Annotated in this window: 9 protein-coding genes; 6 read left to right on the top strand and 3 right to left on the bottom strand. The window is 73.9% G+C overall.

Annotation, left to right across the window (positions count from 1 at the left end; all coding sequences use genetic code 11):
* Window positions 1-40 precede the first annotated feature (40 nt).
* Both ACFWJO_RS01840 and ACFWJO_RS01835 read right to left on the bottom strand, forming a co-directional pair.
* Window positions 41-1,843, bottom strand: a complete 1,803-nt coding sequence (locus ACFWJO_RS01840; protein ID WP_386863089.1) for a SpoIIE family protein phosphatase — start codon at window positions 1,841-1,843, stop codon at window positions 41-43.
* Between the two features lie 148 nt (window positions 1,844-1,991).
* Entirely contained in the window at window positions 1,992-3,311 is a 1,320-nt protein-coding gene (locus ACFWJO_RS01835) for a hypothetical protein (protein ID WP_386862866.1), read from the bottom strand.
* 418 nt (window positions 3,312-3,729) lie between these two features.
* On the opposite strand from ACFWJO_RS01835, the gene ACFWJO_RS01830 reads away from it, so the two are divergent.
* Window positions 3,730-5,292 (top strand): right-handed parallel beta-helix repeat-containing protein, encoded by a 1,563-nt coding sequence (locus tag ACFWJO_RS01830; protein ID WP_386862865.1) that lies wholly within the window; start codon window positions 3,730-3,732, stop codon window positions 5,290-5,292.
* Between the two features lie 81 nt (window positions 5,293-5,373).
* On the top strand, window positions 5,374-5,889 hold the full coding sequence (locus ACFWJO_RS01825; protein ID WP_386862864.1) for a hypothetical protein: 516 nt from the start codon (window positions 5,374-5,376) through the stop codon (window positions 5,887-5,889).
* Between the two features lie 93 nt (window positions 5,890-5,982).
* Here the strand turns inward: ACFWJO_RS01825 and ACFWJO_RS01820 are convergent, their stop codons facing one another.
* Window positions 5,983-6,360: a hypothetical protein gene (locus ACFWJO_RS01820; RefSeq protein ID WP_386862863.1), complete on the bottom strand. Its 378-nt coding sequence runs from the start codon at window positions 6,358-6,360 to the stop codon at window positions 5,983-5,985.
* Window positions 6,361-6,643: 283 nt separating this feature from the next.
* Here ACFWJO_RS01820 and ACFWJO_RS01815 point away from each other — a divergent pair, with 283 nt between their 5' ends.
* From ACFWJO_RS01815 to ACFWJO_RS01800, 4 genes are all read left to right on the top strand, one after another.
* On the top strand, window positions 6,644-7,936 hold the full coding sequence (locus ACFWJO_RS01815) for a helix-turn-helix domain-containing protein (RefSeq protein ID WP_386862862.1): 1,293 nt from the start codon (window positions 6,644-6,646) through the stop codon (window positions 7,934-7,936).
* A gap of 197 nt (window positions 7,937-8,133) precedes the next feature.
* On the top strand, window positions 8,134-8,811 hold the full coding sequence (locus tag ACFWJO_RS01810; RefSeq protein ID WP_386862861.1) for a cobalamin-dependent protein: 678 nt from the start codon (window positions 8,134-8,136) through the stop codon (window positions 8,809-8,811).
* Window positions 8,808-11,288, top strand: coding sequence for an amino acid--tRNA ligase-related protein (locus tag ACFWJO_RS01805; RefSeq protein ID WP_386862860.1), 2,481 nt, complete (start codon window positions 8,808-8,810; stop codon window positions 11,286-11,288). The genes ACFWJO_RS01810 and ACFWJO_RS01805 overlap by 4 nt, the downstream gene beginning before the upstream one ends.
* Window positions 11,285-12,562: a glutamate synthase-related protein gene (locus ACFWJO_RS01800; protein ID WP_386862859.1), complete on the top strand. Its 1,278-nt coding sequence runs from the start codon at window positions 11,285-11,287 to the stop codon at window positions 12,560-12,562. Before ACFWJO_RS01805 ends, ACFWJO_RS01800 begins: the two co-directional genes overlap by 4 nt.
* The last annotated feature ends 14 nt before the right edge of the window (window positions 12,563-12,576 follow it).

Below are 12,576 nucleotides of genomic sequence, written 5' to 3'. Positions count from 1 at the left end.
ACGCGCACCTCGTGTCCCGGCCCTCCTGCCGCCGGGTTCCTCAGGCGGGCATGTTCTGTTCCGCCCAGACGACCTTGCCGGTCGCGGTACGGCAGGAGCCCCAGCGGCGGCAGAGCATGTTGACGAGCTGGAGGCCCCGGCCGCCCTCGTCGCTGACGTCCGCGTGCTGGATCTGGGGCAGGTCGGGGCCGGTGTCCGAGACCTCCACGACGAGACGGTCGCCCCGCAGCAGGCGCAGCGCACCGGGCCCGTTGCCGTAGCGCAGCGCGTTGCCGACGAGCTCCGAGACGACGAGTTCGCACACGTCGGCCAGTTCCCCGAGCTGCCACGCGGCGAGCTGCTCCTTGACCAGGTGTCGTGCCGCCGACGCGGCCCGCCCGTCCTGGGGCAGCTGCCACACGCGCAGGTCGTCCCGGCTCTCCCGGGTGCTCGTCGCGGCGAGGACCACCGCCTCGTCGAAGCGGTCCACGCCGGCCGGCGCGCGCTCCACGAGTCCGCCTCCTTCGAGGGCCTCCGGGGCGAGGTCGCGCGCCGCCGCGCGCAGGAGCTCCAGCTGGTCGCTCAGGTCGGCCTGCCGGGACTTGACGAGCCCGTCCGTGTACAGGACCAGCCCGCCGCCCTCCGGCACGGTCAGCCGCACCGGGTCGTACGGGATGACTCCCGCCCCGAGCGGCGCGCCGATCGGCACGTCGACGAAACCGGCCGAGCCCCGTCCGTCGAGGAGCAGCGGGGGCAGGTGCCCGGCGAGGGCCAACGTGCAGCTGGAGTCCGCCGGATCGAAGACCGCGCAGAGGAACGTGGCGACCTGCTCGTCCTCCAGGTCGCGGGTGGCCAGGTCGAGCCGGGCCAGCACGCGCTCCGGAGCCATGTCCAGGGTCATCAGCGTCCGGGCGACCGCACGGAGGCGTCCCATCGTCGCCGCCGCCGGCAGCCCGTGGCCCATGACGTCCCCCACCATGAGGGCCGTCCGCCCTCCGGGCAGGGCCATCACGTCGTACCAGTCGCCGCCCGCCCCGTGATGGGTCGCCGTGGGCGCGTACTCGGCGTGCACGCGCAGGCCGTGCGTCACCGGGGTCGCGCGCGGCAGCAGGGTGCGCTGCAACGAGACGACGCGCTCGCGCTCGCGCCCGTACAGCCGGGCGTTGTCGAGGAACACGGCGGCCTGGGAGGCGAGTTGCTCCGCCAGCGCCAGGTCCGTGCGGGTGAACGGCGGCGAGCCGGGGCCCCGCACGAAGTCGGCCGAACCGAGCAGCAGCCCACGGGCGATGAGCGGCACCGCCAGATAGCTGTGGACCCCGGCGGCCCGCATCTTCGCCGCGGCGCTCTCGGTCGGCGCGACCTTGGAGTAGTCGTCGTCGCGCATGCGGCTCACGAGCACGGGCCTGCCCTGCCGCAGGCAGTAGCGGTGGAGCAACGTCTCGTGATGCCACTCGTCGCGGACGAAGGTCTCGCCGACCGGAGTCGGCTCGAGCGACGACAGCTCCTCGATGGCGGAGATCGCCGTGGCCCGCATCGGGGGGATCCCCGTACCGGTCCACCGCGCGCCCTCGTCGCCCCGCAGGACGCTCTCGAGGATGTCCACCGCCGCGCCGTCGGCGAAATCCGGAACGGTGAACCGGGTCAGCTCCTCGGCGGTGCGCTCCAGGTCCAGGGTCGTGCCGATGCACGAGGCGGCGGAATTCAGCCAGGCGAGCCGCCCGCGCGTCGTGAGCCTGTCGAGGGGGACCTCTCCGCCGACGCCCCTGCCGAGCCGCCCGCGGGACCCGGCCAGGCGGCGTGCCGCGCCGCTTCGCGTGGACGAGGCGCGCCTGGTCAGGCGCCGTCGCCCGTTGCCGCCGTGCACTCGTTCGGCCTCCAGACAGGAACTCGACACCACATGATGCACAGCATGCACCGGAACAGGTCCCTGCGCACCGGTCACACGGAATCGAATCCGCCGCCGGCCGTGGTCACGGCCTGATCGCGGGTGGTGTCGCCGCCGCGCCGGGCCGTCAGGTCCCGTCGGCGGCGCCGGTCGCCTTCGTGTGACGGAACAGCGTCACGGCCGCCAGGGCGACCACCGCCGCGCACGTCAGGACCGCCAGGGCCTGGGCCCAGGCGAACCGCGAGCCGAGACTGCCCTGCAGCACGTCGACCGTGCGGGCGCCGGCGAGGACGTGGACCGCGAGCAGTCCGACGGTGCCCGCCGCCGTGGCGGCCCAGGCGGTCGCGGTGTCCCGCGCGGCCAGCCAGGCGCCGGCCACCAGGCAGAACAGGGTGACCACGACCGACAGCAGGGAGGCGTTGGCACCGGAGCGCAGGCCTGCCACGTCGGTCGGCAGGTGGATCAGGCCGCACGCGAACAGGGCGGCCGCGGCCGGCCAGCGCAGCGGCGACCGCAGTGCCGGAGTGGACGTGTGACTGCCCGGGCCCGCCGCCAGGGCGTGGTCCAGCGGCGACCTCGCCGACGTCTTCGGACCGCGCGACGGCTTGGGCGGGCGTTCCGCCCCGGACGCGGCCGCGGCCGCGGGCCGCGCGTCCTCCAGGGTCGGCCGTGTCGAGTCCTCGCCGCCGCCGACGGCCCGCCAGCTGCTGCTGTCGGCGCCGATGATGTTCACCAGGGCGACGATGTCCTCGATCGGCCTGCCCACCGCCGCGGCGCGCAGCGTGGTCTCGGCCTGGTGGAGGTCGTACCCCGCCTCGTTGAGCAGGGCGACCAGCTGCCGCACCTCTTCGAGCGGACGGGACACGGCGGCGGCGCGCAGGGCCAGGTCGGCGGGTCGCGACAGCTCGCCGGACTCGTTGAGCCGGGCGACGAGCGCGGCGACCTCGGGCACCGGCCGCTCGGTCGCCGCCGTCCACAGCAGGGTGCGGATCGCCTCCTCGCCGTCCTCGTCCTGGTCCTGGCCCTGGTCCTGGTCGGGTTCCGGGGCGTCGGGCTCCGGAGCGGGAGCGGAAGCGGCCTGGTGCACGGCTTCGGGCTGCACGGCTTCGGACTGCGCGGCTTCGGGCTGCGCCGCCTCGGGCTGCGGAACTTCGACCTGGGGCGCGTCGACGTGCCGCCCTTCGACGTGCGGCGCTTCGACGTGCGCAACCACGGGCTCCGCAGGCGCGGGCTGTGCGGCCACAGCCTCCGCAGGCTCGCGGTGCGCGGGCTCGGGCCTCGCCACCTCGGGCTGCGCGGCGAAAGGCTGCGCGGCGAGAGGCTGCGGGGCGTCGGACTTCACGGCGTCGGTCGTCACGGCGTCGGACTTCACGGCGTCGTGTGCCGCCGCCTCGGGCTGCGCGGGTTCGGACTTCGCGGCCTCGGGTTCCGGAGCGAGGGGCTCCACGGCATCGGGCTCCGGAGAGGTGTCCCGGGCCCCCGTGTCGTCGTCGTCCGCCGTTTTGCTGTCAAAGGGTTCGGGGGTCATGACAGGGGTGCTCCGATCGCGGACACCTGGTGAGGCGTCCACCGTGGCTGGATCAGGAACGCGCCGACAAGCGCGTACTGAACACCACTAGGAGGCAGCGGCCGAGGCTGCGCCATCCGGGAACGGCCTCGCTGAGCCGTCGGAGCGAAAAGACCCCCGGATCTGACTACCTTGCGTGACCTGGGCAGGTCCGCAGGGGTGGCGCCCCTCAGCCTCCCGTACGGAGCGATCGCCCGCTGTCTGATCGAAACTCGATCATTCGACAAAGGTGCATTGACTCGATCATCCGTCACCCCTAGCTTCTGGCGACACCAGACCGCCAGAAGGGTGTCGCGTCATGACCAGCAGGCCATTCGCAGGCCGGCGGGCGACGGGCCGGGGGCTCCTCGCCCTGGCCCTCGCTCTCGCCGGCACCATCGCTCTCGCAGAGACCTCCGCCTCCGCTTCGGCTTCCAACTCCGCTTCGGCCTCCGCTTCCGCCTCGGCCTCGGCCGAGTCCGTGGGCAGCACGACCTACGTGGACTGCTCCCGCCCGCTGGCGGGTGACGGCAGCGAGGCATCGCCGTTCAACAGCATCGCCCAGGCCAACGGCAGGACGTACGCCCCGGGCGACACCCTCGCCTTCGCGTCCGGCACCACCTGCACCGGCTCGCTCGCCCCGCGCGGCAGCGGCACCGCCACCGCACCCATCACCCTCACCGCGTACGGGACCGGCGCGCTGCCCGTGCTCGACGGCAACGGCGCGGCCGACGTCGTCTCCCTGACCAACCAGGACCACTGGCGGATCAGCGACCTCAAGCTGACCAACCCGGCCTCCTCCCTCGCCCGCCGTACCGGACTGCGGATCTCCGCCACCGACGGCACGGCGCACCGCGGGTTCGACGTCGGACGCCTCGTCGTCGACCGGGTGGCCGGACAGACGAACAAGACGAGCCCGACCACCGAGGACTTCGTGCAGTCCGCCGGCATCGTCACCGGGGCGAGCGGCACCAACTCCACGCTCAACGACGTGCACGTCCACCACAACCAGATCAGCAACACGGGCGGCGGCGGCCTCAAGATCCGCGTCGGAGCCATGGCGGTCAAGGGCTCGGGAGTGCTGGTCGAACACAACGTCATCAAGGACGTCGGCGGTGACGGCGTCATCGTCAGCTACGCCGACGCGCCGATGATCCAGTACAACAACGCCTCCGGGGTCGGCAACGGCGTCTACCCCTTCTCCGGCGGCAACTTCGCCGGCATCTGGGTGCTCGGCGACCGCGACCCGACCATCCAGAAGAACGCCGTGTACGGCATCACGCGGATGTCGGTGGCCGACAGTCAGGCCTTCGACTGCGACTGGGGCAACACCGGCACCTGCACGATCCAGTACAACTTCAGCCGCGACAACATCGGCGGCTTCTTCCTCGACTGCGACGGCTGCGGAACGATCGGCGGCGCCAAGCAGGTCATCCGCTACAACATCTCCGAGAACGACTGCCGCATGAGCAGCGTCACCGCGGGCCGTTCGGCACTGCACATGTACAACAACGTCTTCTACTGCACGGACCGGAGACTCGACATCACGCTCCCCGAGGAGAGCGTCGTGGAGAACAACATCTGGGGGGGCACCGCCGATTCCCGACTGCCCACCGGCGCCGGCATCCAGTGGCTGTGGAACGTCTTCCAGGGAGTACCGCGTCCGACGGCCAACGGCATCGTCGGCGACCCGCGTTTCGTGAGCCCCGGCACCGGTGGCGACACCATCGACTCGGTCGACGGCTACAAGCTGCGCGCCACCTCACCGGCCCTGAACAACGGCTCCGTGATCAGCGGGAACGGCGGCCGGGACTACTGGGCGAACCCGGTCTCCGCGACGACGAAACCGCACCGCGGCGCGTACAACGGACCGGGGCTCTAGGTCCCGCTGCTCCCTGACCTATCCTGACCGCCGCCCTCCACGCGGGGAGGGCCCTGACGGAAGGGCGGCGGAGTGCCGGACGTGTACGAGCTCCTGCTGGACGCCGAGCTGCACAAGGCGTTCGACGAGTGGTCCAGCTATCTGGACGCCCGCACCGGCGAGGACCCTCAGGACCGTGCACGACTGCGCTCCGCCCTGCAGTCGGCCCGCGCGGCGGCGGCCGCCGGCGATCGTTCCTCCGCGCGCGCCCTCGTGGCGGAGATGTACGACGCCGCCCAAGGGGCCGGTCTTCCGTGGGCTCCGGTGCGGCCCGGCCCCTGCGCGTCGGACCGGCAGGCCCGCGACTACGCGAAGGACGAACTGCGGCAGGTGCTCCCCGTGGACCTGCGCGAGGATCTCGACAGCGTCGCGATCTACCTGAGCGTCACCCGCCGTCGGCTCAGGGCGGCTTCCCACCTCGACGACGCCACACGGCAGGACGTCCTCTACGTCTCCGCCCGCGCCGCGATGGCCCTCGATCTGGGCCATCTGACGGCCGCCCGCCGGGAACTCGAACGCCTCAAGGCGATCGCGCGGCGCTGCGGCGTGGAGTCCTGAACCCACGGCGGCGACGGCGGTGACCCGGCCGCCCGGCCGCCCGGCGAGCCGTTCCCCGCGGACTCATGACCGCGACCCCGTCGGAAACGGCGGTCAGTCCGGCACGCAGGCCCGGAACCTGCGCAGGAGTTCGTGGGCGGCCGGGCTCTGGGCGTCGAAGGTCTGACGCCTCTGCTCGGCGGTGACGTCCGGTCCCCAGACACGGGCGCCGTGACAGCGGAAGCAGAACGCGACCTCGAAGAGCTGGTCGGTGCCGCTGTGAGCCCGGATTCCCCAGCCCGGCAGGAAGCAGCGGTACAGCTCGTCGCCCGGCAGGGCGGTGATCAGGTCCAGCGCCTCCCGGATCTCGTCCCCCGCCCAGATCGCGACGGTGTCACCGGTCAGGTCCCTCGACGTCAGATGCCGGACGGGATCGGTGATGCGGACGACCTCGATCAGCTCGGGTCTCGCAGGGGTGAGGGGCAGCAGCATGCCGCCAGACTCGCCGATCTCGGCACCCCGGGCCAGAGGCGGCGGGGAGGAAGTCTTCGCGCCCGTCGCCAGGGCGCGCGTCCACACTGTGGGGGAACCCGTGGAGGATCCGTGAACGCACGGTGATCGGGCGTTGATCGGCCGTAGAGCCCTCCCGTGTTCCATCGGCGTCAGGGGGAAGACGGCCCGACGGTCACCACCGGTCGCGCCGCCCCCGGCGTGCCGTACGGCGCCCGGGCCCCCGTCCCCGGTAGTTGGCCAACCCACGGAAGGTGGACGAGGCATGGACGGTGTGCGGCCGCAGCAGTCGACGGCGGGCTTCGGAGAGCTGCTCAGGATCTGGCGCGAGCGGATCGGCCTGACCCAGCAGGTCCTCGCCGATCTCGCCACCCTGAGCGTCCGGGCGATCCGGGACATGGAGAGCGGACGGGTGCAGCGCCCCCGGCAGGAGACGGTCCGTCTGCTCGCCGACGCCCTGCGGCTGGAAGGCCCCAACAGGTCCGTCTTCGAGGCGGCGGCGCGCCGGCACGCGCTCGCCGAGGAGCCGCGCGACGAGCCGACCGCGCCGCCGGTCGCCCGCGGCGCGATCGTCGGCCGGGAGCTGGAGGTCGAGGTGCTCGCCGACGCCCTCGCCGTCCACGGCGACCGGCTGATCACCGTGGCCGGCCTGGGCGGGGCCGGCAAGACCCGGCTGGTCCTGGAGGTCGCGAGACGCCTCCACCTCGCGTCCCGCTGGTCCGTGCGCTGGATCGACTGCGACCGGCTCCCCGTCGCCGGACTCGTCCGCCGCGCGGACCTCGCACGCGCGATCGCGGACCTCCCCGGAGTGATCGGCGAGCGGCCCACCCTGCTGGTCCTGGACGGCGCCGACGCCGGCGTGGACGCGGCTCTCCTCGACGAACTGTTCCTGCGCTGCCCCGGTTTGCGGGTCCTCATCACGGCCAGGGTCGCGCAGCCGCTGCCCGGTGGCCAGGTGATCCCGCTCGCCCCGCTGCCCACGCCCGGGCCGGAACTCGACCACGACCCGGCGGCCCTCGCCGAGGTGGGAGCCGTCCGGCTGCTGCTCTCCCACCTGCGCCGCCTGCGCCCCGGCTACCGCCTGGAGGCCGACGAGGCCCCCGCCGTCGCCGCGCTCTGCCGTCAGCTCGACGGACTGCCGGGGGCCCTGGAGCTGGTGGCCGGCTGGTCGACGGTGCTCTCACCGCGCCAGCTCGTCGCACGACTCGCGGACGGCCCGTTCCACCTCGCGCCCCCGCCGGCCGGGTACGGCGGCAGGGCGGACGTCGGCGCGGCACTCGGGGCCGCCCTCGACCGGCTGACGCTGGGCCAGCGTGACCTGCTGGAGCGGCTCGCGGCCGAACCGGGGGACTGGTCGGGCGAGGACGCCGCCGAACTGAGCGGCCGACCGCCGCACGAGTGCCTGGCCGCGATGCACGAACTCCTCGCGAACGGGCTGATCCGCAGCGTCCCGGCCCGCGACGGCGTCCGCTTCACCGTGCTCAACCTCTTCCGGCGGTTCTGCGCCGGGACCGGCGCGCACGCGCACGCGCACCTCGAACTGGCGGCGGCGAGCTGAAGCCCCGGCCGAGGACCGGGACCGGGCCGCACCCTCGCCGGTCGATACTGCCCGCATCCTGCCGGGTGAGCTGCCGGTCCGCCGCCCGCGACCTCCCTAGCGTTCTGTCCACGGGAGGGACGGCCGGACCGCCGGACACCCGGAGGGCCCGCCACTCCCCGGGACTCCCACCACCTACCGACACAGAGGTTTGCGCCGTGGAGCAGCATGCCGTGGAGCAGCACGGAAAGGCCGAGCCGGCCGTTCTGGACGTCGTCGTGACGACCATGGCCTCGGACTCGCACACCTGGAACCTGGTCTTCCTCCAGCTGCTGCTCGAGGAGCTGGGGCACCGGGTCACCAACCTGGGCGCGTGCGTACCGGACGAGCTGCTGGTCGCCGAGTGCCGCCGGATCGCGCCTGACCTGATCGTGCTGAGCAGCGTCAACGGACACGGCTTCCACGACGGGCTGCGACTGATCGCCGCACTGCGCGCCTGCCCCGAGCTGGCCGGCACGGCGACCGTGATCGGCGGGAAGCTCGGCATCGCGGGCCCCGGCGACCCCGCCCGGCAGCGGGAGCTGCTGGCGGCGGGCTTCGACGGCGTCTTCGAGGAAGGCGGCTCGGTCGTCGAGTTCCGCTCCTTCGTCGACTCCCTGCCAGCGGGGACCAACTCCCTGCCCACGGGGACCGCCTCCCTGGCCGCCGCGACCGACGCCCGGCCGACCGGATCGTGTCTGCCGCCCGCCGGGACCGGCTCCCGGCCCACCGGATCGTGCCTGCCGCCCCCCGGGGCCGGTTCCCCGGCCACCGGTTCCGGCCTGCCGGCCACCGGTTCCGGCCTGCCGCCCTCCGAGACACGCGCCGTGTCCGCCGGTGCCGGGGCGCTCCTGTGACCGGCTCCGAAGCCGGCGTCGCCCGCCTCGGCTTCGGCGACTTCGTCGCCCGCGCCCGGGCGGCCGGTGACCTGGTGGTCCAGCCCAGGATGGGCATGGCCGACCCGCCGCAGATGCGCGACGGCCTCGTCGCCACCCGGTACGCGGACGCCGTCACCGTCGGCACCCTCACGCTCGACAGCTACACCCGCACCGGCGACCTCGCGGCCGCCCGTCGCGCGCTCGCCGAGGGCGTGGGCCTCAACGGCTACCCGATCGCCACCCACTCCGCGGACACCACCCGCGCCGTGCTGCGGGGCGTCGCGGGCGCCCGCTTCCCGGTGCAGGTCCGGCACGGCTCGGCGATGCCGGAGCACATCGTCCGCGCCCTCCTCGCGGCCGGCCTGGACGCCACCGAGGGCGGCCCCGTCTCGTACTGCCTTCCCTACAGCCGTACGCCGCTGCGCGAGGCGGTCGACCACTGGCGGCGCAGCTGCGAACTCCTCGCCTCCGCGGCGGAGTTCGGCGCACGGCCGCACCTGGAGACCTTCGGCGGCTGCCTCATGGGCCAGCTCTGCCCGCCGAGCCTGCTGATCGCGGTGAGCGTGCTGGAGGCGTTGTTCTTCCGGCAGCACGGGCTGCGCGGCATCTCGCTCAGTTACGCCCAGCAGGCCGACGCGCGCCAGGACGAGGAAGCGCTCACGGTGCTCGGGCGACTGGCCGCCGAACTGCTGCCGGACGTCGACCACCACGTCGTCCTCTACGCCTACATGGGCGTCTTCCCGCGCACGCCCGGCGGGGCCCGGCTGCTCCTCGAGGACGCGGCCCGGCTGGCGGTGCGGGCCGGCGCGGCCCGGCTGCTCGTCAAGACCACCGCCGAGGCGCACCGGATCCCGACCGTGGAGGAGAACGTCCAGGCCCTGGAGACGGCCGCCGCGGCCGCCGCCGAGGAGCGCGCCCGCCTGTCGCGTTCCCCGCACGGCCTCGCCGGTCCGCAGGCCGGGGACACCGGCATCGAGGCCGAGGCCCGCGCGCTCATCGGCGCCGTGCTCGACCTCGACGCCGACATCGGCCGGGCGCTGGTCCGCGCCTTCGCCGCCGGCTACCTCGACGTCCCCTACTGCCTGCACCCCGACAACGCCGGCCGGGCCCGCAGCTCGCTCGGGCCCGACGGCAGGCTGCACTGGTCCGGTGTCGGATCGATGCCGATCGCCGGCCTGACGGACGGCGGCCCGCGTCCGCCGATCCTCGGCTCGGCGGGACTGCTCTCCGCGCTCTCCCACGTCCAGCGGACGTACGACGCCCGCGCCGCCGAACGGCTCCCCACCGCCGGGCGGGGGAACCCGCCGCCCGCCGCCGCACAGGGGAGTCCGCCGCGGACCGCCCCGCGGCTCCCGGCCCACGCCGCCCCGCCCCTGTCCGGCACTCCCGCCGCACCCCGTACCCCTGCCCCGTACGACGTCCACGCCACGACGAGAGTTGGGACTCACCACGCCATGACCACCGACGGGCCCACCGCCCCCGCACCGATCCCGGACCCCGGCCGCCACCTGACCGCCCCGGCCACCCGCAGCGCGCTCCGGATCCAGCACCGACTCCTGGCCGCCGCCCGCGAGTTCCTGTGCGAGCAGGGCTTCACCGAGCTGCTTCCGCCGGTGATCGGCCCCGTCACCGACCCCGGTTCGCGCGGTTCCAAGCAGGTCGACGTCGACTTCTACGGCCACCGCTACAAGCTGATGACGAGCGCCATCCTCTACAAGCAGGCCTCGCTGCTCGCCTTCGACAAGATCTTCTGCGTCGCTCCCAACGTCCGTCTGGAGCCGCTGGAGACCGCCGGCACCAGCCGCCACCTGGCCGAGTTCCACCAGCTCGACGTGGAGATGGCGGGTGCGAGCCGGGACGACGCCGTGCGGCTGGTCGAGGAGCTGGTCGTGCACATGGTGGACAGCGTGGTTCGCGAGCTGCCCAAGGACTTCGCCGAACTCGGCCGCGACATCGGCGCGTTCACCGAGCTCCTCAAGGGTTCCTTCGGCCGGATGCGGCACGCCGAGGCGGTCGCCGAACTCCAGGAGCTCGGTCACCCGCAGAGCCAGGACGCCGAACTCGACTGGACCGGTGAGGCCCTGCTCTCCGCACAGCGGGACCGGCCGTTCTTCGTCACCGACTACCCGAAGGGATCACGCGGCTTCTACGACCGCGAGCACCCCGAACAGCCCGGCCTGCTGCGGAACTTCGACCTGATCGCCGCCGAGGGCTACGGCGAGCTGTGCAGCGGGAGCCAGCGCACCAACGACTACGCGGAGATCGTCACCCGGATGCGGGAGACCGGCGAGAACCCGCAGAAGTACCGCTGGTACCTGGACCTCGTCCGCGAGGGCGTTCCCGGCAGCGCCGGCTTCGGCATCGGCGTGGAGCGGCTGACCCGCTACGTCGCCGGTCTCGACGCCGTCTGGCAGGCCAGCGCCTTCCCGAAGCTGGCCGGGGTGGTGTCGCCGTGAGCGACCTCTCGGCGCCCGGTTTCCCGGAGGAGGAGGTCCGGCAGCGGGCCCGCGCCGGCGCGGCGGCGGCCTTCCCGCCGCCCGGCGAGTACGGCCGCGTCCTGTTCGGCGCGGACCGGGCCGGCCGGTATCCGGCCGGCGAGCGGGACCCGCTCGACGCGCTGCGGATCACTCCGCCCGTCTTCATGCCGCAGCGGCTCGCCCGGCTGATCGACCTGGGCCGCGAGCCCGACTACCGCGACGTCGAACTGACCACCGGCGTCGGCGGGTTCACCTCCGCGCTGCCGGTGTACGTGTCCGCCCTCGGCTCCACCCGCGCCGCCGGCGGCGACCTCGGCCTCGCCCTCAGCCGCCAGGCGGGAGCGCTCGGCCTGCCCATGGTCATCGGAGAGAACGTCGTCCCGGTGAACGGCTACGGCCGGCTCGGCGAGGCCGCCGACCGGGCGCTCCTCGGCCGCCTCCGCGCGTACGCGGAGGAGCTTCCCGAGGGACGGGGCGGCGTCGCCGTCCAGCAGTCCACGGAGGACGCCGACGCCGAGGTCTGGAACCTCGTCTACAGCGACCCGGCGGCGCTGCCGCTGCTCGAATCGGGGCGGCTCGCCTTCGAGTTGAAGACCGGGCAGGGCGCCAAGCCGGGACTCGGCGGGATGACCGTCCTGGACGGCGAGGCCGCCGGCCGGCTCGGCGACCGCTACGGCATCGACGACGTCTTCGGTGACGGCCGGGTGCTGCGCTCCAGCACTCCCGGCACGTTCACGGCGGAGATCCTGCGCCAGCAGATCCGGCTGATGCGCAACAACTTCCCCCGCGCCCGGGTGTGGGTGAAGCTGCACCCCGGCCGGGACGTCGCCGAGGCCGCCCGGGTCGCCGCCGAGGCGGGCGCGGACGCCGTCACGGTGGACGGCGCCGAGGGCGGCACCGGATGGGCCCCGGGAGCGTTCCCGGCCCAGGTCGGCCTGCCGCTGGCGGAATGCCTCCGGCGCCTCGCCGCGGCGGGGCCGCCGCCCTGCCTGCTGGTCTCCGGGCGCATCTGGGAGGGCGGCCGGGCCGTGAAGAGCCTGGCGCTCGGTGCCCGCGCGGTGGGCCTGGGCCGGGCGGCGCTCCTCGCCGCCGCCGAGGACCCGGAGGCCGGACTCGTCCGGTTCACGGAATGCCTCGCGCTCGAACTCCGTATGCTGATCAGCGCGCTCGGGAAATACACGCCGGCCGCGCTCGACCGGGACGACGTCTGGTCCCCCGAATTCCCCGGAATTCCCGTCCCGGGATCGTCGTAGAATTCAGAAGGATT

The organism is Streptomyces sp. NPDC127092 (assembly GCF_042722475.1).
Taxonomy (GTDB): domain Bacteria; phylum Actinomycetota; class Actinomycetes; order Streptomycetales; family Streptomycetaceae; genus Streptomyces.
This window is presented reverse-complemented; position numbering and strand designations above follow the sequence as displayed.